This is a genomic window from Pandoraea horticolens (assembly GCF_902459555.1).
Lineage (GTDB): Bacteria > Pseudomonadota > Gammaproteobacteria > Burkholderiales > Burkholderiaceae > Pandoraea > Pandoraea horticolens.
In genome coordinates this window covers 187414-209652 of the sequence record NZ_CABPSM010000007.1, presented here as the reverse complement: position 1 = coordinate 209652, position 22239 = coordinate 187414, and the positions used below count along the sequence as shown (strand labels likewise).

Sequence of the window (22239 nt, the reverse complement as noted above, 5' to 3'; positions counted from 1 at the left end):
ACATAATTTTCATTTAATTCTCTATTTTGAAAATATTTCCAAATTGAGAGATTGTGGTGTAGTGTTGAAAAAATGCACCTCCGTATTGCATCGGTACCACTTTGCTCGCGCTCGATGGATTCGCGAACAGAGTGTTTCGGTTGGCGAGGCCTTTGTTCGTAGCGAGGTAACGGACGTGCGAAAAAGCAAACCTAAAAGAGCAAGTTGTCGCGTTGGCACGCGATCGCTTGCAGGAGACATAAATGAAATACGTAGTCAGGCAGCAGCGTTCCGCGAGCCGGTACGTTGGCATTGGATTTGTGGCCCTACTGCACGCCGCCGTTGTTTACATGCTGCTCAATGGACTCGCGTCCAAGGTGGTCGACGTTATTCGGCAGCCGATCGAGACCCGGGTCATCGAGGAAGTGCAGCCGCCCCCACCGCCGCCGCCGGCGATCCCGCTACCGCCTCCCCCAAAGCTGGCCGCTCCGCCGCCCCCATTTATTCCGCCACCGGAGGTTTCGGTACAAACGCCACCGGTGGTGCAGAACACCATCACGGCGCAGTCGGCGACCGCAGAGCCGTCTACACGCGCAGCACCTTCGGCGCCCGTAGCACCGGCATCCGCGGCACCACAGTCGGCCAACGTTGGCGTCGTATGTCCGAATTCGACTCAGGTGCGGGCATCGATCAAGTATCCGCGCGAGGCGCTGCGCAACAACGTAACGGGAGAGGTTGTCGTGACTTTTACCGTGGACGTGGATGGCGCGGTGAAGGACTTGCAAGTCACGAAATCGGCGGCTCCTTCCCTAGAGCGGGCCGCGGAGAACGCAGTCAAGCAATTCAATTGCGTTGCTCAGGGGCGTGAAATGCGCGTCCAGGTGCCGTTCTCATTCAAGCTCGACTGAAATAAAAACTGGCTCCACACCATCTTTGACACGGATCGGGGAGCCTAGCAATCCAGCGCAATAGACGTTGTAGAACTCAGGAGACAAGCATGTTGAAGCAATCCCGTATGGCGGCCATGTCGGCAAGCCTCATCTTTTTCACCGCGTCGGTAACGCCCGCACTCTTGCCGCAACTTGCCCACGCGCAAGCCGCCTCGGTGGCTGCACCGCAGGCGGAGCCAAATGCAGCGATCGCACCTGCGGCGAAGGCCGAGGTCGCGCCACCGGCAGCCCTGCCGGCCATTGACGGACAAGAGAAAATCGCAAACCCCTACGGGCTGGACGCACTCTGGCGCGAAGGCGACTTCGTTTCGCGTGGCACGCTGCTCATTCTCGTGGTCATGTCTATGGTGAGCTGGTACATCATGGTCGCGAAGACCCTCGAGCAGTCGCGCTTGCAGCGCCGCGCGAAAAAAGCGGAAGCGCAATTCTGGAGCGCAACCAATCTTCGTGCCGGCGCAGCTCAGCTCGATAGTGGAAGCCCGTTCCGTTTCATTGCGGAGACAGGGTTGAACGCCAAGGATCATCACGAAGGCACGTCGCTGGAGGATGTAGATTTGAACTCGTGGGTGGCCGTTGCTATCGACCGTGCGGTGACGGCAGTATCCAACCGCTTACAGGACGGCATGGCGTTTCTCGGTACCGTAGGCTCCACAGCACCGTTCGTCGGATTGTTCGGCACCGTGTGGGGCATCTATCACGCACTCACGGCGATCGGAGTCGCGGGACAGGCATCCATCGACAAGGTCGCCGGCCCTGTGGGCGAAGCACTGATCATGACCGCGATTGGCCTCGGTGTAGCCGTGCCCGCAGTGCTCGGCTACAACGTGCTGGTCCGTAGAAACAAGTCTGTTATGGAACAGGTGCGAGGCTTCAGCGAAGAGCTTCACACGGTGATTCTGAGCGGAAAGCGCGTCGGCACCGTGGCCAGCAAGCCTGCGGTTTCTGTTGCTCGTATGGGGTGACCGACCATGGCGATGAGTGTAGGGCAAGGCGGCGACGACGACCATTCAGAGGTCATGTCTTCCATCAACACGACACCGCTGGTAGATGTGATGCTCGTGTTGTTGATCATCTTTCTGATCACGATTCCGGTGGTGTCACACACCGTACCGGTTGACCTGCCGAAGGAAAGGGTTGAGGCGTTGCAGACCACGCCGCAGAACGTGATCCTTTCTGTCACTCGAGATGGCGATGTGTACTGGGGCGAGCATCGCGTTCCCGATCGGGAGACGCTGGTCGCTCGCCTCAAGGAAGTGTCGGTCAAGAATCCACAACCTCAAGTCAATGTTCGAGGGGATCTGGGCGTGCGCTACGAGGCTGTGGGTCAGGTGATTGTGGCGGTGCAGAGAGCCGGCATCGCAAAGGTGTCGTTTATCACGCAGCCTCCGGCTCGGGGCTAAGGAAGGAGAACAACATGGCAATGACAGTGCCTGGCGGTGGTAGCAGCGAACCAGAGGTGATGACCGAGATCAACACCACGCCGTTGATCGACGTGATGCTCGTGCTGCTGATCATGTTAATCCTGACGATTCCGATTCAGACAGACGCCGTCAAGATGAACATGCCGATTGGCACACCTCCCGCGCAGCTCAAGACACCGGAAGTGGTGCAAATCGATGTCGACTTCGACGGCACGATCAGTTGGAACGGAACGGTAATCCCCGACAGGTCTGCGCTGGAATCCAAGCTCTCAGCGCTTGCCGTCCTGCAGGAGCAGCCGGAAGTGCACCTGCGCCCGAACCGGCTGGTTCCCTACAAGGCGGTCGCAGAGGTGATGGCTTCGGCGCAGCGTCTGGGTGTCGAAAAAATCGGTCTCGTGGGGAACGAGCGATTCATGTGAGTACGAGATGCATCGAGCGAAACAGGAAAACAGAGATGTCACTCAACACTGAACTGGTGAAGGGCGTGCTAGTTGCCCTGCTGGCATCCGCAGCCCTCGTGCACGCCGCGGATGCGCTACGTCCGGAGGTCAGCAAGCCGCTTCTGGCTGCGCAGAACTTGCTCAAAGCGCACAAGCCCCGCGAAGCTTTGGCAAAGGCCGTCGAAGCCGATGCAGTGCCGGGACAAACCGCGTACGAGGGCTTCATGATTGCCCAGATGCAGGCCGCGGCCGCCCAGCAGGCGGGAGCCACGGCAGCGGCAGCGACAGCCTATACGCGGTTGGTCGAGTCTGGTCGTCTGCCGGAGGCACAGCAATTGCAGACGATCGCCGCGCTGGCCGGAGCCGAGTACCAACTCCAACGCTACGACCAGGCATTGCAGTGGGCGAATCGCTATCTGAAGTCACGCGCCGGCGACGCACAAATGACGACGCTCGCAGCCCAATCGGCCTACCTGGTCGGGGATTGCCGCGCACTGGCAAACGCCGTGCAGCCTGGCCGTGTACCTGAGGCGTCTTTGCAGTTGTTGGCGAATTGCTATCAGAAGCAGGGCGACAACGCATCGTACGTTTCCGCTCTGGAACGATTGGTTTCCTATTATCCCGGGAAGGCGTACTGGCCCGCCCTGCTTTCGCGAATCGCGGCGAAGTCGGGCTTCGCCCGCGAACGCCTGGAGCTCGATGTGTATCGACTCCGGCGAGAGGTGGGAGATTTTGGTACGGCCGACGACTATATGCAAATGACACAGCTCGCATTGGCTGGTGGGTATCCCGGTGAGGCTGTACGTGTCATCAATGAGGGTTTCGCGCGAGGTGCACTCGGCACGGGGGACCAGGCACCACGCCAGCAGCGATTGCTTGCGCTTTCCAAAAATCGCCTGAGTGAGGCTGGGAAGGACGGAGGCGCGCAGGATGCCAAGGGAGCGGACGTGTTCGAGCAAGCGTTCGATGCCGTACTGAACGGGAAGCCGGAGGGCGTTTCCTGGATGGAGACGAATCTGTCGCAAGTCAACTCAAATAGGCGGGAAGACGCTCGTTTGCACTTGGGAATTGCCTACTTCCTCACCGGCCAGAAGGCGAAGGCAATTCAAACCTTCAAGTCGGTCAAGGGCAATGACGGGACTGCCGACATCGCACGGCTTTGGGCGATTCGCGCACAAGGTGCGTGACGGCACGCCAAACGCATATACGAACGAACATGTACACGGAAACACAGATCGCAGCAGAGACACGTCAGCGCATGGAGTGGTGGCGTCATGAGATTCATCAAAACCCGGAAACGGCGTTCGAAGAGCATCGGACAGCGAATATCGTCGCGAACGCACTGACGTTGATGGGCATTGCAGTTGATCGCGGGCTCGCTCGCACGGGGGTAGTGGGAACGTTGACCAACGGTCACGGCCCGACCATCGCTTTGCGCGCGGATATGGACGCGCTACACATACAGGAGCTCGGCAAGCCGGCGTATGCTTCGCGATGCGTGGGGAAAATGCACGCATGTGGGCATGATGGGCATACGGCAATGCTACTGGGCGCCGCCGAGCATCTCGCAAGACATAAACCGTTTTCGGGCACGGTGCACTTCATCTTTCAGCCGGCCGAGGAATCTGAAGGCGGCGGCAGGGTGATGGTCGAGGAAGGCTTGTTCGAGCGATTTCCTTCCGAAGCGGTGTACGGTATGCACAATTATCCACAGGTACCGCGGGGCCGATTCATGATCCGGCAGGGCACGTTCACCGCCAACTTCGACAACTTCGAAATTCACGTTGTAGGAAAGGGGGCGCACGGCGCGCTTCCCGAGACTGGTATTGACCCCATCGTTGTCGCCGCGCAACTCGTTACCGCGCTTCAAACCATTGTCAGCCGCCGGACCCGGGCGACCGATGCAGCGGTCGTCAGCGTGACACAGATCAGGGGCGGTCACACCTGGAACGTCATCCCGGAAAGCGTTCGATTGCGGGGGACTGTGCGTACGTTCGAGGGGAAGGTCAGGGACGATACTGAGGCGGCTATGCGGCAGATTTGCCGGGGAATCGCTGAAATGAGCGGCGCACAGATCGAATTGGACTATCGAACCGTGTGCCCAGCGGTGGTCAATACGCCAGCGAACACTGAGGCTGCGATCTCAGCGGCCGCCGCGCTTGTCGGCATCGACGCCGTAGATACTGAGCTTCCGCCTGTGATGGGCTCAGAGGACTTCGCGTTCATGTTGCGCAAGCGCCCGGGCGCCTACATCATGATTGGGGCCGGCGAAGGCGAGAGCGACGCCGATTTGCATAACCCATACTACGATTTCAACGACGCCATCCTTTCTTTGGGGGCAGCCTATTGGGTCGAACTCGTCAAACAGCAATTGCCTGCGAGCCGATCCACATGAAATCTATGTCGGTCGCGTTCGATTGGAAGCCATGACGTCGTTGCCCATTGAGACGCTTTCACAGCTCTCCAACGTTCGTATTGCGTTGCAGCGTTTTCTCGCCGGGAACCTGCGAACCATTCACCTATTCGGGTCGGCTGTGGACGGAGGACTTAAACCCAATAGCGATCTGGATCTGATGGTCTCTGTCTCGAGACCGATTGCGGGTGCTATGCGCGAGCATATCGCGCGTGAGCTATTGGCGCACTCTTCCCCACCCGGGAGCGCGGGCCTTTTGCGCCCGCTAGAGGTTACGATTGTTGCGCTGAGTGAGCTCGTGCCGTGGGAGTATCCGGCCATGCGCGAGATGCAGTTTGGGGAATGGCTCCGCACTTCGATCGAAGAGGGGTATATCGAACCACCGATGGTGGATCATGATCTTGCAATACTGATCACCAAGGTGCGGCAGCAAAGTGAAACCTTGTACGGGCCACGAGCCGTGGATGTTTTTGATCCGGTGCCGTCTGCCGATTTGCAGCGATCACTTCTCGACACTATTGCGCTTTGGAACATTGGACCGGATTGGGAAGGGGATGAGCGCAATGTCATCCTGGCACTTGCCCGTATTTGGTTTACTGCGTCTACAGGAGCGATTGCCTCTAAAGATGCCGCTGCACTGTGGGCGATGAGCCGGTCGCCCGTAGAGCACCGGCGCGTGTTGGCGCGTACCCTATCCTCGTATCTATATGGAGATCAGGGCAAGCTCACTGGCAATCCCACGCAAATGGCGAGCTTCGTGCGGTTCTGCAAAGCCGAAATCCAATGTCGGCTGGCCTTGGGCAGCGCAGGTTCCATCTGATTCAATTGCGCCAATCGGCGACATGTCGAACGATCCACTCTGAAGCGCGATGTGTCAGAGCGGACAGATTGCTAGCGCTCAATTCATGAAAGCGAAGTCGATCGCTCTACCAAGCGCCGGCCACGGTGAGATGGTGTGTCCTTGTTCGGGGAAGACGGCGTAGTCGGCTACAACGTATGCGCCCGATCCTCGGCACGTCTGCAACTTCGTGCACAAATCCCGTGCGTTCTCGACCATTCGCATTTCTCTGATTCGGGCTTCCAACTCCTCGCGAGTCAAGGTGATGCTGGGCGGGATTGTTTTCAAGCAATCTTCATCAGCCCCCATCGTAATGAGCACCCTCGGCGACGTGGTGCCAGCGTTCACCGCGGCGGAAAATGCGGGCTCATTGACCATGACCGCGTGGTCTCCCCACCAAAGGGCGGGGCTGGCTGCGATAAATGTTCGGTAAGCGTTCGGGTTGGTGAACAATGCGTGAACTGCCGCCAGACCACCGAGCGAATGTCCGAACAGTGCTTGATTTTTCAGATCGATAGGGGCGATGTCAGCGATTCGCGGCTTGACATCGGATTCGATCATGGCCAGAAAGTCGTCCAAACCCCCGATTTGATCCGCCTTCAACGGCAGGCCAGGAATTGCATATTTTTCGAGTTGGTCGGGCCTCATCGGTAGGCTCAAATCGAAAATGCGTTGAACCATGTACGCATGTATCTTCGCGGCTGTACCTGTCACCCCTTGAAACAGGCCGTGGGTTTCGAGCAAGCCATTCACATACTTGGGCGCTTCCGGATAGCCGATACCCACGACCACGACATCGAGTCCGGTCGCTCGAATGGCGTCGGCGGCGCTCGCGAAATACACATAGCCATCGAGTACGTACAGAACCCGGTAGCCGGCCTCAGAGGGCGGCACCCAAGGCAGAGCTACGCTAACGGAGTACTGATTTCCGTTGACCTTCGAAACGAAGTCGATGCGGCGTGAATCGGGGACGGTGACAGCTTCTACCTGCGTCATTGTTTGGGCTCACTAAAAGGCGTTTTTTCCAGCGTCGGGGAGAGACCGATCTGATGCGAATGCTGGTGTCTAGTTTGACGTTCGTCGCACGAAGCGAAGATGCCGGGTTCTAGGGGAGTTGATCTGAAAGCCAGTGATTTCACCCTCGTCATTTGCGGCAAAGCTGAGCGCGCACGACCACATCGTCAGATCTTGTCGAGCGATTGCCACGGCGTCACCAATGAACGTCAACGCGCTATTGGCTTGTCCATAAGCATCGCTGCAACGGAGCACAAGGCGTGGGCCTTCGAACTCGATGAGTGCGCGGCAGTTGGCATCATCGCTCCAATAGCTGCCAAGAACGGCGGACGCAAATGACTCACCGCCGTTGCTGTCGGTGTTAACCCTTCGATGCGCGATGGACTGTCCGCCAAAGCTGATCAGTATCCGATCGTCGGAGGCGCTGTCGAGCCCGCTGATTGTGATGTCGCTCAAGCCCAGGCTTGAGGCAACAAGCGTGCTCTCACGTTCGGGTCTTAATGGCATGCCGACGGGGAATCCGCAAAGCGTGAGACTGAGGGCGTTGTTCTCTTCGACAAGGCTGTACACCATGCCGGATTCCGGAGACCACCAATCCCCCAGCAAGCCTGGAAATTCTTCTGCGGAAGCGGTGGGAGCGTTCGGCCCAAGTTTGTCATCGATCAATGCATCGAGCGCCTTGAGTGCGAGTTTCGCGGGATCGCAGCCGGGAGCTCCATTGGAAAAAATGACGATGTCGATTTCGTGATCTGGGACGGTAAGCATTTGGCTCGAACCGCCAATGACGCCCCCAGGATGATGAACGACACGCACGCCCCGGTAGGTTTGGGTAACAAGTCCGAGTGCGTATGCACTAACGTCTCCATCGGCGTAGGATTCCAGCGCGGTCAGTTCCGACCAAGTCCTCGATGAGCCGAAACGATGCCGATCGCGAAGGTGTGCGGCCCATGTAAGCATGTCGTCGATAGTCGAGACGATAGCTCCTTCGCCTCGAACCTCTTCACTGGGGAACATCCCACGGCGCCAACGTCCGTCGGCCGTTGGTAGGTGAAGTGTGGCAATGCGCGGGGTGATTTCGAAATCGGATGGAACCGACGCGGTGTCGAGCATGCCCACCGGATCGAACAGGCGATCCTTTAGCTGCCTCTCAAACGGCGCGCCGCCGGCACGTTCAATCGCTATGGACACGAGGTGGTACCCGCCATTGTTGTAAATCATGGCCGTTCCCGGCGGGAAGTTTCGATCAGCTTGCCGCACTTGAACGCGCTGGGCCTCGCCTAGAGGCGGCAATGCCATGCCATGTGACAGAAAACCGATATCGAGGAAGCAACGAGATCCGCCACGATGTTGAAGAAGCTGTCGGACCGTTGGGTCTCCGCCGGGGCCTGTGAGTTCAGGGAGATAGCGTCGGATCGGGGCGTCCAGATCCATTCGGTTCTCTTCGGCAAGCAATAGGGCCAGCAACGCAGTGAAGTGCTTGCTAGTAGACCCGATTCTCATGCGTGTCGCAGGTGTATTGGCGACGCCGTGCTCGAGACTAGCCAGACCGAAAGCCTTGCGATAGATCGTTTGGCCGTGCTTGGCGACACCGACCACCAAGCCAGGCGCGTCGCTGCGATTGAACGGCTGAAAGAGTTCATCAAGTTCTACGACCGATGTGGAACCCATTGTTTCCTGTCTCCAAAGGACCTTGTGCCGCCTTGGCACAACGACGATCAGTATAATTAAATTCTCAAAATAGAGAAATATTTTCAATTTCTATCTGACGGATCAACTGGTGGCATGACTCAGCCTGCAGGTTTCCGCCGTCTTGCGGAAGTTAAGAATCTTCTGCATTTCTAGTTGGTTGGCGTATCTCCATCAATCGAAGATACCGGTCCACAAGACATCGTAATGAGCGTTTTCCCTAGAAACAAATTTTCTATTTGGAGAAATATTTTCTATGTGTCATATTCTCCGCACTTCGGAAGCTCGTGCCGACGTTGGCTGGGTTATCCGCTTCATCGAATGCCCAACAGGAAATTGGTATGTCAAACACGTTGAATACCCATCAAGGCATTGGCCCGATGCGCCTTAGCGGGTTTGGTGCGGGCAGCTTTGCCGCGGCGCTCGCCACCATGCTGCCGCCAATGCTCTTGCTCTATTTCCTAACGGAGTATGTGCGTCTCGATCCGTGGCTTGCGGGCGTGGTTCTGGCGATACCCAAGCTTTGGGATGTGGTCGCCGATATGCCGATTGGCCGGTATTCCGATCAACTAGCGGCGAAGCTCGGTAGCCGCCTACGCGTCGCGATCTGGAGCGGCCTCGCATTGGCGATTCTTCTGCCGCTTACCTTCTATCATCCGCCGTTGTCCTCGAAGGCGTTGCTGGCAGCCTTCTATGTGGTGATCCAGATACTTCAGGCGATCGCATTCACCATCTTCGGCGTGACCAATCTGGCAATGGCGGGTGACCTGGCTGCCGACGCTGTGGAACGGAACAAGTTGCTCACAATGTCGGCACTTGGCGGGAGTATCGCAGGCGTTGCACTAGTGATCGGTGTGCCCGTCATGGTCAAGGCAGGTGGGGGCGGAGAACGGGGATACGTCAGCATGACGCTGATGGTCGCCGCAGTGATGGTCGTCATCTACACCTTTTATTTCAGTTCGGTACGAGGCATGACGCGCCATGCCGCTACCGACTCCGGTCACTCATCTGGCATGTCGCTGCGCCAAGGCATCGCCGACATGCTGCGTAACAAGGCATTCGTCGCAGTGGTCATCGCCGTCGTCGCAGTGGGAACTGCCGGCGGATGCCTCTATGCGCTTCTAGCCTACGAGAATCAGTATTTGCTGGGACGACCTGCCGAAGACCTTCTCATCGTCATGGGGCCGACGCTACTTGGGAACGTCCTTGGATTGCCACTTGCCGTACCTCTTATGCGACGTCTAGGGGATCGCGGTGCGCTTCGCGTCAGCCTGGTAGTTGCCGTCATCACGTTTGCCTCCTATTGGCTAGGGCTCGTTTGCGCATGGACGCCGGTCACGGTGATCGGGGGCGCGCTATTCGGTATCACAAACGGGGTCATCGTCGTGTCGGCCATGGCATGGGTGCTCGATTCTGCCAAGGCGTCGCACGGAGGCGCTTCCGTCGGACTGCATCTTGGCATGTTTCTCTCCGGTCAAAAGTTGGGCCTTTCTCTCGGTGGCGTTATTTCGGGGGGGCTCCTATCACTTATCGGCTATCACGCCGGCGCGCCAGCGACCCCGGAGCTGAAGCAAGGCATTGCGTTGGCGGGGCTGGTGGGGCCGCTGGCGCCGTTGCTCATCGCATGTGTCGTCGTCTATCTGCCTGGGGGGCGGACGGCGACGTCACCGCGTACGGAAAAGGGCACTGGTCCGTACGCAAACAATTCCTAAGCAATCACAAGAACATATGTACGGAGACTATACGGTGATTCACAACCGCAGAAGCAAGGCGTTGAACTTCCGTTCGCGCGGATGTGCGGCTATCGGCACACGTCCGGTGGCTCGATATGGCGTGCTACTTGCCGGGCCGGCACTGGGGCTGACGGTGCTTTGCGCACATGCGCAAACCGCGGCGCCCGCAGTGGATGTCCAGGCAGCCGAAGTGGCGATACCCAAGCCGGTTGACAAAGGTGCGTCGTCGGCCGCAACGGCCACGCTCAACACCGTTGAAATCACGGCAAACCGACGCCGTGAGCCCGCGCGGGAAGTACCGATGCAGGTGAATGCCTTGAGCGCGGAAGAACTCGAGCGCAAGGGTGATAAGTCGATGGGTGATTACTTGTCGAAGGAGCCCGGCGTGAGTTTCACTTCGGAAGGTGCGGGTAAGGCGCAGGTCAGTATGCGTGGTGTCACGATGGGCGCGGATACGTCGCCGACGATCGGGGTGTACATCGACGACGTTCCTTTCGGCTCGAGCACCATCTACGGCAGCGGCGCGTCGCTCGCGCTGGACATGGGGCTGCTCGACCTAAACCACATCGAGTTGCTGCGTGGGCCGCAGGGGACGCTATACGGGGCCGGGGCGATGGGCGGCCTTCTCAAGTACGTGACCAACGAACCCGATACCGAAGGTGGCTTCAGCGGTCGCGTTGGGCTGGGGTTGTCGGGTAACCGTGGTGGAGGACTCAGCCACACTGAAAATGCCGTGCTCAATGTCCCCATCAAAGAGGATGTCGCGGCATTGCGTGTGAGTGCATTCAATCAGAAGGATGGCGGGTACATCAATCGCATTGGTAGCAGTCCAGAGTCCGGTGTTAATGGGTCGAGCAAACAAGGCGGGCGTGCGTCGCTGCTTTTGACGCCGACCAAAGATCTCACGGTGCGACTCACCGCGACAGGGCAGTACGTCAAGCGCGATGGCACGGGATACGTCGACTATGGCTATCTCACCAAGCAGCCGCTATACGGCGATTTAACGCAAAGTCGACTGGTGGACGAACCATTCAACCAGACGGTGCAGGTGTACTCTGCCGGCATCGAGTATGACTTTGGGTGGGCACGTTTAAACTCCGTGACCGCCTATCAGACCATTCGTACCGACTCCGGTCAGGACGACTCGGCGTTAGCGTCTGCGGCCAACATGATGGCAGGCGCGCCACTCTTTACGCGGGGTGGCAGCAATCAGTTGGTAAACACAAAGAAGTTCACGCAAGAATTCCGATTGACGTCGCCCTCGAGTCGTAGCCTTGAGTGGGTCGCAGGGCTCTTCTATACCAATGAGCGAAGCTCAAATTCGCAGCGAGCGACATTGACGGGGCCGAACGCAGCGGTCAATTGGTATTCCGCAGATATGCCCTCGACCTACAAGGAATATGCAGCGTACGGGGATCTAACGTACCGCTTCACGAGTCGCCTGTCTGCGACGGCTGGCCTGCGCGTAGCGCACAATCGGCAAGACTTTTCTCAGGAGCTTTCCGGCATCGCTGCGGGTGGCTCGCGCACGCTGGCATCCCAGTCGTCGGATACGAGTAAGACTTTCCTCTTCGCGCTCAATTACCTGGTGACGAACGACAGCAGTGTCTTTGGTCGTATCGCAAGTGGTTACCGCCCGGGCGGGCCGCAGCCGAGCCTGTTTAACCCCATCACCGCGCAAGCGACTCCGTCAACGTTCAAGCCTGACACGTTGATCAGCTACGAGCTTGGCTACAAAGCCGACTTCTTCGATAAGCGCGCATCGACATCGGTGTCTGTCTTCAACATCGAATGGAAGGACGTTCAGCTCTTTGACGTGGTCAATAGCGTTGGCGTGATTTCGAACGGCGGTCAGGCACGTTCCCGGGGGGTGGAGTTCTTTGGTTCGCTTGCACCTACGCCGCAGTGGCGCCTTAGTGCCGCGTTGACGTACACCGATGCACGATTGACTCAGGATGTGCCGGGCGTTCAGGCGAAATCGGGAGATCGTATGCCCAATACGCCGACCCTCTCGGCGTCGGCCAACCTTGACTACTACTTCACCGTCGCGTCGTATAAGGCTTTCGTCGGTGCCACGGCAACGTACGTGGGGCCACGCGACTCCGGCTTCCCCGGCAGTATCGCGGCACCCGACTTCAAGATGCCCGGCTACTTCAAGGCGGATTTGAGGGCTGGCATCGATTTTCGTAAGGCCAATGTGTCCCTCTTCATTCAGAACCTGTTTGATAAGCGTGGTATCCAGTCTGTCCAAACGGTGAAGGTTCCGTACGGTGGTCCGGCGCAAGTGGCGGTGATTCGCCCGCGCACGTTCGGTATGCAGGTAGATGTTCCATTCTGATTGGAACAGGAATGTCGGGCCGCTTGGACACGGCCTGTATTGCTGCTCACGTCACCTGAAGATGCGCTACGCGACTTCGGGTTGCTTCCCAATGGAAAGGCGAATGCCTTTCCATTCTTCTCTCCAATCTCAAACGACATATGGTCATTTCTTCCCCTCCTGTCAGCCGGACCTGCGATCAGTTTGAAGAGCTCGGCGGTCTTCGCTTTCCCGATCCGTACCGCTGGCTAGAGGACTCGACCGAAGAAGTCGAACAGTGGCAATACCTGCAAAATGAGCTAGCGACGGACGTGGTAAAGCACTGGCCACACCTCGACGCGTTGAAGGCTCGTATCGAACATTTCCACGTTAGTAGAGTCTCCAGCACCTCTCGACAGGCAGGCGATAGATCGTTTCAGCTTGCCACAGAGGGGGCTTGCGCCGGATGCATTTTGGTACGCGTACCGAGTGAGCCGTCTGCGCGAGTGCTGTTCGACCCAAAGCAGGAGAGCGGGACGTCGCCGCCTGTCATCTCCTGGTTCTCGCCGTCGCCGGACGGGAAGACGCTTGCGTTGGGTGCATGCACCGACGGGAGCGAGAACAATACTGTTCGTCTGATTGACGTCGACACTGGAGAGCGCCTGTCAAACGAGCCATCGCAAGTGCTGATGGACGCCTGGATGGGCGGCGCTCATTGGTTGCCGGATTCCAGCGGTTTTTTCTATACGGCGCTTACGGGTCTCGCGGAGGATTTCACACAGGAGGTGTTCCTTCATCGCATTGGAGAAGCGCCGCCGCAAAGCCCCGAGGCCATTCCTTTTCCAACGGGCAGTCGAGACTACCGTGCGGTGACGATTTCTCGCTGCGGTCGCTGGGCTGTGGCGAATTTCGGGATGCTCCTCACTCGTCCCGTCGCGTTGTTGGATCTGCACGCGAAGGAGCCGTGCTGGCGGCCATTCGTCAACGAGTTTGACTGCTTGCTGGCGGGCCACGTCGTCGGCGAGCAATTCGTTGCCGTTACCGATGTAAATGCGCCGCTGGGCAGGGTGGTGGCGATAGCACTGAATTCGGTCACTGCCAATGACCCGAGCACCTGGGATGAGTTGATCTGCGAGTCCCATGTCGCGATTCGTTCAGTGTTTCCCATTGGGAATGAGCTCTACGTCACAGGACATGTAGATACGTATTCAAGCGTGCGTCGCTTCCCGATGTCCGGCCGAGATCCAGTTGCTATTCCGCTGCCGTGGAAAGGGGCGATACTTGAGGCGCCGTTCCCATTGATGAGAGTAGTTTCCTTTCAACCGACAGACGCGTATGTCTTCGGATTCTCGTCATTGACCGAATCCCGAGGCATCTACCGATATCGCTCCGGGACCGATCATTTCGAAACACTCGCTGCTCCCGTAGTTTGCCTGGATGGCGCGGTTGTTGATGATCACTGGGCCGTCGCAAACGACGGTGAGCGGGTTGCGTACCATTGCGTTCGACGTGCGGATGTCGATATGACGCGCCCTCATCCGACGCTGATCATCGGATACGGTGCATATGGCGTCACCTTCGAACCGCAGTATCCGGGAGTGCTGGCCGCGTTTGTCGAGGCTGGTGGAATCCTTGTCCACTCGCATCTTCGCGGCGGTGGGGAGTTCGGGCGAGATTGGTGGCACGGGGGCGCACGCGAAAACAAGCAACAAAGCTATGACGACCTGTTTTCTGTTGCCGAGGACGTGATTCGACGCGGACTGTCCACGCCTGCCTTGCTCGGCGTCATGGGCGGATCGAGCGGTGGGCTCATGGCGGCCGTTGCTGTGGTTCAGCGTCCAGAGCTCTGGCGTGTCTCAGTGCCATGCGTTCCCATTCTGGATCTGATAGGCGCGATGCGCACACGCTATGGGCAGGTGGTGTGGGACTTCGAGTTTGGCGATCCCACCGAAGCTTCCGTCGTTCGACGTGTCGCCGCATTCTCCCCGTATCAGGCCGTAACCGACGGGAAGAAATATCCCGCCACATACCTGAGCGCCGGGGAAAATGATCCTCGCTGTCCTGCATGGCATGCTCGCAAGTTCGCTGCGCGTCTGCAGGCGGCGCAAGGCGGTGAAGCTCCGATCGTTTTGCACGTCTGGGGCGATGCCGGTCATGGTTGGGCAACGCCAAGGCGGGTCGAGTTGGCACAACAAACTGAGATGCTCGCATTCGTCATGCAGACGCTTGGTCTTGTGCCTCGCGGCGCAAGCGCTCTCTGAGAGGTGGACGTGAAGATATTTGCAGCTGCGCTTCTGACCGAGACCAACACCTTTGCTCCGAGCCCCACGGGGTTAGATGGATTTGCCGCTTACGGAATCTTCCGAGGGAATGCGAGTCGCGTCGCACCAGACACCATGCTCGGGACGGCGCTTCGTGAATTGCATTCGTTGGCCAACACCGACGGCCACGAGGTTGTCGAGAGTCTCGCCGCCATGGCGCAGCCATCTGGGCGAACGGTGCGGCAGGTCTACGAACGCTTTCGCGACGAAATTCTCGAGGACCTAAGGGCGTCACTGCCCGTCGATGCCGTGGTGCTAGTGCTTCATGGCGCGATGGTGGCTGAAGACTGCGATGATTGCGAAGGGGACTTGATTGCCAACGTTCGGCGCATCGTCGGTGAAGGAATTCCTATCGGCGTGGAATTGGATCTTCATTGTCATTTCACCGAGAAGATGCGCGTGAGCGCCGACATTATTGTTTGCTACAAGGAATATCCGCATACAGACGTTATCGATCGTTTGCGAGAGGTCTACGCGCTGACAACGTCTGTCGCCAAAGGAGAAGTACGTCCCGTGACCGCAGTTTGCGATTGCCGGATGGTTGGCGTGTGGCATACGACGAAAGAGCCCATGGCGGGATTCGTCAAACGAATGCAGGCGTTGGAGGGGAAGAACGGCGTCTTGTCCGTATCGTTTGGGCATGGGTTCCCTTGGGGCGACGTTCCCGACTCGGGGGCTAAGGTTTGGGTGATTGCCAACGGAGACGAGGATAGGGCGAGGGGCGTAGCGGAGCAGCTATTTCACGAGTTGTGGGATATGCGTGAAGCCACGCGGCCTGCCGAGCTCTCCATCGATGGCGCTTTGGATAAGGCCGAAGCTGGCAACGGGCTGCCGGTCGTGCTTGCTGACGTAGCCGACAACCCCGGAGGTGGGGCACCTTGCGACAGCACCTTCATCCTCCAACGTCTCGTCTCACGTGGCATTCGGAATGCGGCGCTTGGTTGTTTTTACGACATTGGCGCTGTACAGGTTTGCCGAGAGGCTGGTGTTGGCACGCGGCTGACTTTGCGTGTTGGCGGGAAGCTTGGCAAGAGCTCCGGCGATCCCATCGACCTCAAAGTCACGGTCCGCGCCCTCAAGGACGATCATCATCAAACGATGAACGGCGCACTATTCGACTTTGGCGCCGCCGCGTGGGTGTCGACGGATGACGATGTCGACATCGTGCTGGTGAGCCGACGAGAGCAGACATTCTCGCCCACGGCCTTCACCGGGGTTGGCATTGACCTGGCAAAAAAGAACATCGTTGTGGTGAAGTCGACCCAGCATTTTCACGCCGGCTTCGCGCCGATTGCGCATGAGGTTATCTACGTGTCAGCTCCGGGTGCGATCACGCTGGACTTCGCGAGTATTCCCTATCAGTTCCGCAACAAGCGCTATTGGCCGCGAGTTGAGAATCCATTTTCAATGTGAGAGTGATGGCCGGGCTGCGAAGCCACTGTGGCATAGGCGGTAGCGATCCGGCATAGTTTTCACGTGAGTGGCAGAGTTCTCGGAATGTCTCCGTGGCTTGCCGTTACAACAACAAAATGACGAAATTTGATGCTGTAGTACTTGGTGGTGGGATCGTTGGTGTGTCGGCGGCCATACATCTCCAGCGGCGGGGGGTGAGTGTTGCTCTTGTCGACAAACGGGAACCGGGGCGTGAAACGTCGTTCGGAAACGCGGGGCTGATTCAGCGAGAAGGTGTGTATCCCTATGCGTTTCCTCGCGGCATGAAGGCGATGTTGAAGTACGCTGCGAATCGTTCCCCTGACGTGCGCTACCACTTTTCGGCGTTGCCTAGTATCGCGCCATTTCTGTCTCGCTATTGGTATCACTCTGCGCCTCATCGTCACGCCGAGATCGCGCGTCAATACAGTGCGATCATTGAGCATTGTGTCGACGAGCATCGTTCACTGGTCGATCTTTCCGGAGCGACGGCGCTGTTGCGTGATGGTGGTTGGTTGAAGGTGTTCCGATCGGCTGCGACGTTCAATGCATCAGTGCAGGAAGCGACCAAGTGGCGGCAGGAGTTTGACGTGCCGTTCGAGCTACTCGATGCGAAGCAACTTCGAGCCAGTGAACCGTCATTGAGTCACGATCTATTCGGCGCCGTGCGGTATACCTCTGCAAAATCGCTCAGCGATCCGGGGGCACTTGTCGAAAAATTTTGCGACTACTTTTCGTCGATCGGTGGGAGAGTGTTCCTCGGCGATGCCAGGACGCTATCACCGGGGTGGTCTGTCGAGACACGGGAAGGCACGATTCAAGGTCGGCATGTCGTGCTTGCTGCGGGGCCGTGGTCGAGCGTCATCACCGATATGTTGGGCTATCGATTGCCACTGGCGGTAAAGCGCGGCTACCACAGGCACTACACGCTAAAGCAAGGTGCACGACTGAATCAGCCGGTCCTGGATCAGGAGCGCGGCTTTCTCCTCGCACCTATGACCCGTGGTGTACGGCTAACGACGGGGGTGGAGTTCGGTCTGCGCGATGCTCGGCACACGCCGGTTCAGCTTGCCGCCGTCGAACCGATGGCGCGCAGTATGCTCCCCATGGGGGAGCCGATCGAGAGTGAGCCATGGATGGGATGTCGTCCGTGTACGCCGGATATGAAGCCGGTCATTGGGCCCGCCCCAAAGCACAAAGACATGTGGTTTGCGTTCGGTCATGCGCACCACGGTTTGACACTGGGTCCCGTCACCGGTCGATTGATCGCGGAAATGATCACTGGAGAACGCACGCTACTGGATCCAACGCCCTTTAGTGCGGACAGGTTTTGAAAGTCTTGGCTTCGGCACGAGGATATTAGGAATGGATAAGGAGGCGGCAACCAAATCGACGGAGGTGCGCACGCGTGAACAGATTTTCCGTCAGCTCCGGGCCGATTCCGGCCAGACGGACCTCTTTAGACAAGTATCACCTAGCCGAAATAGATGCCGCGCCAGTCTGGCACTACTTATAGATTGCCAGTGGCACTGCTCCAGATAGTCGACAGGCACGTTCATCGGCTTCATAGTCAAACTGAGGCGTGGGGTATGCCGAAAGTTGCGGTAAGCGCACATGCCAATTGTCGTTGCGAACATGTTCTACGAGCCATTTGACCGCTGGGCCGACAGATTGCGCGTAGGTTGTTCGCATGCCTCCGGCACTCGAGAGTATCAAGGGGCGCGGAATAGACCACGGTGAAGCTCCCAACGTTGGTGGGTAACATGGTGTGCTAGGCAAGCCGATCAGTTCGGCATGAACGCCGATAACTTCCATGATCGCTTGTCCGATCTGGGCAACGGTGGGACAGTCAGCGTCGGAAACGTTGACGATTGCGGGTAAATCTCCTGCCATAGCACGGACGACTGCATCGACAATTGCCGCCACGGATGTTGTCTGAAAACGGCTAAGGCCGCCGAAAGCCAAGGGTATCTTTGATCGGCCGTCCAGCAACCTTTTCACAAACCACCATTCGCGAGCATGTTTGCTCTCGGGGCCATGAATGGCGCAGGGTCTTAGGATCGTCACGGGACACGTTGCCTGACTCAACAGCGTGTCCTCCATCGCGACTTTTCTCGTTGAGTAGGTCGCTGGCCCAGGAGCAACCGTCGGACTACGCTCGCTCAACGGTAGCGAAAAATGGGGGAACCCGCACGCGGGAGCCTCATCAAGCGTACGGCCTTCAGCATCACAGTAGACGCTCGCGCTTGAGATCGCCACGATACGACCAACTCCGCGTCCTGCCTGAGCAAGACACTGTGCATCGGTTGGTTCAAAGGCCACACACGACAAAAGAAGGTCGGTATCGCAGTCAATTGTGGCCAACAATGCTTCAACATCGCGTGCATCGGCTGCAATGGAGCAATAGCCTGAGGGCAACGGCTTGGGATTCCGGCTTACGACTGTTATGTTCCAGCCCGCCTGGACCAGGTGACTAGCCGCAGCAAGGCCAATCTGTCCAGTTCCTCCGAGAATAACTGCCTTCGGCATCGCCAAAATTCCCCCTGCTAAATCCGATTGCGAGCGGTAACGAGGTCCCAATGACCTCAGCGAGTTCTTGGCGCTCGCAGTGTCTCGGCGATCCTGGCTCCGAATTCGGAAAAGCACAAAGAGTTCGCCGGCGCGGTCGATTCAATGTTGCCGAACTGGCAGTGTGATACCAAAGCGCAAAACCTTCAGACAGGGCACGGGAGGCGCATGTCTGGACCAGTCTGATAGGAAGTCCCTTTCGCCGCGCAGCAATTGCCAGCAAATCGCGAGAGGCAACTGACGTCTACCGAAGCGTCACGTGACGGTCCCATCACCTTACATCTAAACATCGACGTTCGGCCGCCGCTTCTCAAACCTCCTGTCGAAGTCCCGGAATTCGCTCTATGGCTGGTGTAGCACAAGCTGCGGAAAACCGCTTCCGCGCATAGTTGGCTGCGCTGCGAGACTGCCGATGTGGCAGACAGTATTCGCTACGAAACGTGCCTTCACTGGTCGGTGGCCGGTGGCGCTAAGTAGTGATGCCTTGCGCCAATTGTTGCCTTTTCGGTATTGCTGTTTTCGCCGCGTCTGAACGTACGCACCAGCCTCATCCTTCGCATTTCACCATAGGCGCATTGGCATAGCGCCTTTCCGTTTGTGCCGTTCCCGACACCTCCGTCGCTACCGGCTGCACTTTTTGTGGTCAAATGAAAAATAATTCATTTTGGATAAAATTTTCAAATTAGAGAAAATATTTTCTTTTTGGGTTGTATTTTTGCTATCTTTCGATCCAGTAGTGCTGCAAAAAGGGGGAGGCAAGCTCGCGGCCTGAGCCCCAGAGAGCGAAGAAAAACACTAAGGAGACATGGAAGTGCGCACCAAACTCGATCTGGGCAGGGAGTGTCGGCAGAGGCGTACCACCGGACCTTCGGACTTGCTCCGTGGGCGATACGTGTCGCTGATTGTTGGACCGGCGATTGGCCTCACCGCTTTATGTTCGCACGCGCAGTCGCTTGGGGACGCGCAGGTCGGAGCAAGTGCGCCGTTGGCAGCAAAGGATATGAAAGGTGGGCAGAAGAATGCGTCTCCAACGGATACAACAACGCTGAACACTATTGAGATCACCGCGAATCGGCGCCGCGAACCTGCGCGTGAGGTTCCTATGCAAGTGAATGCGCTAAGTGCACAGGATTTGGAGCGTAAGGGCAACCAATCGATGCGGGACTACCTGACGACCGAGCCAGGCGTGTCCATGAGTACGCAAGGGGCAGGCCAGTCCCAAATCAGTATGCGAGGGATCACCACCGGCACGGACATTTCACCTACGGTTGGTGTCTATGTTGACGAGGTTCCGTTTGGCTCGAGCACTGTGTATGGCGGTGGCGCCGCATTGGCGCTTGATATGGGGCTGCTCGACCTAAACCACATCGAGTTGCTGCGTGGGCCGCAGGGGACGCTATACGGGGCCGGGGCGATGGGCGGCCTTCTCAAGTACGTGACCAACGAACCCGATACCGAAGGAGGGCTGAGCGGGCGTGCGGGAGTGATGTTCTCAGGCACTCGGTATGGTGGCTTGAACCATACGGAAAACGCCGTCGTCAACGTCCCCATTAAGGAGGGCGTTGCCGCGCTTCGTGTGAGTGCCTTCAATCAAAATGACGGTGGCTTCATTAACCGAATTGGCGGTGATCCACAGAGGGGAGTCAATGGGGCCACTACGCGAGGTGGTCGTGCTTCCCTGCTGCTCACGCCGGGTCGGGATTTGACCATTCGCCTGACTGCGACGACCCAGAAGATCAAACGCGACGGCACTGCATACGTCGACTACAATTTTGCCACCAGGCAGCCTCTGTATGGTGACCTTGAGCAGAACAGGAAGGTGAACGAGCCGTTCGATCAGTCAATTCAACTGTATTCGGCGAACATTGAATACGACTTCGGCTGGGGCAGACTCAACGCGGTTTCCGCCTATCAGTCGCTACGCACAACAGCGACTCTTGACCAATCCACTTCCTATGTCCCGCTTCTAAACGGGATGTTTGGTGCCCCCGTTTACTCGACGGGCTACAGTCAGCAACATATCGCGACAAAGAAGTTCACACAGGAATTCCGACTAACTTCCCCAGGAAAGCAAACGCTTGAGTGGGTCGCAGGTTTGTTTTACACAAACGAGCGTAGCACCAACAACCAGAACGTCACGTTGTCCGGTCCAGGCGTGTCGACCAGCTTGCTCTCGGCGACCCTGCCTTCGACATACAAGGAATATGCGGCATACGGGGATTTGACCTATCACTTGTCCTCCCGATTGGCTGCAACTGTAGGGCTACGCGTTGCCCACAATCGGCAGGAATTCAATCAAACAACATCAGGGTTGCTGGCGGGGTCGAAGAGTCTTTCCGCACAGTCGTCTGATACAAGCAAGACGTTTCTCTTTACGCTCAACTATCTGCTGACTCCGAATAGCAGTGTGTACGGGCGTATTGCCAGCGGATATCGGCCTGGCGGGCCTCAGCCGAGTCTGCTAGATTTGACGACCGGCACGATGACACCGTCCACGTTCAAGCCCGACACCCTGACGAGCTACGAGCTTGGCTACAAAGCGGATTTCCTGGACAAGCGCGCATCGCTGTCCGTCTCGCTCTTTGACATCGAGTGGAAGGACATTCAACTTCATGACGCGGTAAATGGCCTTGGTGTGATTACCAATGGTGGGAAGGCTCGGTCAAGAGGGATGGAACTCTTCGGTTCGCTGACGCCAACACCGCAGTGGCGTTTCAGTATGGGTATGACGTACTCGGATGGACGCCTCACCCAGGACGTCCCCGGGATCCAGGCAAGGTCCGGCGATCGCATGCCTAACACCCCGACGTTCGCGGGCTCCGCCAATGCCGATTATTTTTTCGATGTCGCGTCGTATCGAGCATACGTTGGTGCAACGGTTTCCTACGTCGGCCAGCGCAACTCCAGCTTCCCCAACACCAAGGTGACACCGAACTTCAACTTGCCCTCCTATGTACGGACGGATTTGCGGGCAGGGATCGACCTGCGCAAAGCTCGTGTAGCGATGTTCGTGCACAACCTATTTGACAGGAGAGGAATGCAATCGGCAGCGACAGACTATGTCCCGCTTGGCGGGGCAGCGCAAGTTGCATTCATCCAACCGCGCACTGTCGGTGTGCAGCTTGACGCGCCGTTCTAAGTAGGGGGCA

At 57.8% G+C, this 22239-nt stretch carries 16 protein-coding genes; 13 read left to right on the top strand and 3 right to left on the bottom strand.

Translation table 11 applies throughout. The features are described 5' to 3' along the window. Positions 1 to 242 precede the first annotated feature (242 nt). The 7 genes from PHO31112_RS13830 to PHO31112_RS13800 all read left to right on the top strand — a co-directional run bounded on the left by PHO31112_RS13830 (position 243) and on the right by PHO31112_RS13800 (position 6023). The gene (locus tag PHO31112_RS13830) at positions 243 to 887 is read left to right on the top strand and encodes a TonB family protein (protein ID WP_150621028.1); all 645 of its coding nucleotides are present in this window, start codon (positions 243 to 245) and stop codon (positions 885 to 887) included. Between the two features lie 89 nt (positions 888 to 976). Next, positions 977 to 1891, top strand: coding sequence for a MotA/TolQ/ExbB proton channel family protein (locus PHO31112_RS13825; RefSeq protein ID WP_150621027.1), 915 nt, complete (start codon positions 977 to 979; stop codon positions 1889 to 1891). A gap of 6 nt (positions 1892 to 1897) precedes the next feature. Further along, positions 1898 to 2329 carry an ExbD/TolR family protein gene (locus PHO31112_RS13820; RefSeq protein ID WP_150621026.1) on the top strand — a complete coding sequence of 144 codons (432 nt, stop codon included), beginning with the start codon at positions 1898 to 1900 and terminating at the stop codon, positions 2327 to 2329. 14 nt (positions 2330 to 2343) lie between these two features. Next, positions 2344 to 2769, top strand: a complete 426-nt coding sequence (locus tag PHO31112_RS13815) for an ExbD/TolR family protein (RefSeq protein WP_150621025.1) — start codon at positions 2344 to 2346, stop codon at positions 2767 to 2769. A gap of 35 nt (positions 2770 to 2804) precedes the next feature. Next, positions 2805 to 3977, top strand: a complete 1173-nt coding sequence (locus tag PHO31112_RS13810; protein ID WP_150621024.1) for a tetratricopeptide repeat protein — start codon at positions 2805 to 2807, stop codon at positions 3975 to 3977. 29 nt (positions 3978 to 4006) lie between these two features. Next, entirely contained in the window at positions 4007 to 5185 is a 1179-nt protein-coding gene (locus PHO31112_RS13805; RefSeq protein WP_150621023.1) for a M20 aminoacylase family protein, read from the top strand. Between the two features lie 31 nt (positions 5186 to 5216). Further along, positions 5217 to 6023, top strand: a complete 807-nt coding sequence (locus PHO31112_RS13800) for an aminoglycoside adenylyltransferase family protein (protein ID WP_150621022.1) — start codon at positions 5217 to 5219, stop codon at positions 6021 to 6023. A gap of 78 nt (positions 6024 to 6101) precedes the next feature. Here PHO31112_RS13800 and PHO31112_RS13795 read toward each other — a convergent pair whose 3' ends face one another. Together PHO31112_RS13795 and PHO31112_RS13790 are read right to left on the bottom strand one after the other, a co-directional pair. Beyond that, the gene (locus PHO31112_RS13795; protein ID WP_150621021.1) at positions 6102 to 7037 is read right to left on the bottom strand and encodes an alpha/beta hydrolase; all 936 of its coding nucleotides are present in this window, start codon (positions 7035 to 7037) and stop codon (positions 6102 to 6104) included. A 69-nt stretch (positions 7038 to 7106) separates the two neighbouring features. After that, positions 7107 to 8723, bottom strand: a complete 1617-nt coding sequence (locus tag PHO31112_RS13790; protein WP_150621020.1) for a serine hydrolase domain-containing protein — start codon at positions 8721 to 8723, stop codon at positions 7107 to 7109. A 359-nt stretch (positions 8724 to 9082) separates the two neighbouring features. Here PHO31112_RS13790 and PHO31112_RS13785 point away from each other — a divergent pair, with 359 nt between their 5' ends. From PHO31112_RS13785 to PHO31112_RS13765, 5 genes are all read left to right on the top strand, one after another. Beyond that, positions 9083 to 10453: an MFS transporter gene (locus PHO31112_RS13785; protein WP_150621019.1), complete on the top strand. Its 1371-nt coding sequence runs from the start codon at positions 9083 to 9085 to the stop codon at positions 10451 to 10453. Positions 10454 to 10487: 34 nt separating this feature from the next. Beyond that, positions 10488 to 12812 carry a TonB-dependent receptor gene (locus tag PHO31112_RS13780; RefSeq protein WP_425495195.1) on the top strand — a complete coding sequence of 775 codons (2325 nt, stop codon included), beginning with the start codon at positions 10488 to 10490 and terminating at the stop codon, positions 12810 to 12812. Between the two features lie 140 nt (positions 12813 to 12952). Continuing rightward, a complete protein-coding gene (locus tag PHO31112_RS13775; protein WP_150621017.1) occupies positions 12953 to 15031 on the top strand; it encodes a prolyl oligopeptidase family serine peptidase in 2079 nt (692 codons plus the stop codon). 9 nt (positions 15032 to 15040) lie between these two features. Further along, complete coding sequence (locus PHO31112_RS13770; protein WP_150621016.1) at positions 15041 to 16504, top strand: M81 family metallopeptidase; 1464 nt, start codon at positions 15041 to 15043, stop codon at positions 16502 to 16504. 116 nt (positions 16505 to 16620) lie between these two features. Continuing rightward, positions 16621 to 17856 carry an NAD(P)/FAD-dependent oxidoreductase gene (locus PHO31112_RS13765; RefSeq protein ID WP_150621015.1) on the top strand — a complete coding sequence of 412 codons (1236 nt, stop codon included), beginning with the start codon at positions 16621 to 16623 and terminating at the stop codon, positions 17854 to 17856. 172 nt (positions 17857 to 18028) lie between these two features. Here PHO31112_RS13765 and PHO31112_RS28180 read toward each other — a convergent pair whose 3' ends face one another. Then, positions 18029 to 19051 carry an NAD-dependent epimerase/dehydratase family protein gene (locus tag PHO31112_RS28180; RefSeq protein ID WP_150621014.1) on the bottom strand — a complete coding sequence of 341 codons (1023 nt, stop codon included), beginning with the start codon at positions 19049 to 19051 and terminating at the stop codon, positions 18029 to 18031. Between the two features lie 844 nt (positions 19052 to 19895). On the opposite strand from PHO31112_RS28180, the gene PHO31112_RS13755 reads away from it, so the two are divergent. Continuing rightward, positions 19896 to 22229 (top strand): TonB-dependent receptor, encoded by a 2334-nt coding sequence (locus PHO31112_RS13755; RefSeq protein ID WP_246178174.1) that lies wholly within the window; start codon positions 19896 to 19898, stop codon positions 22227 to 22229. Positions 22230 to 22239 lie beyond the last annotated feature (10 nt).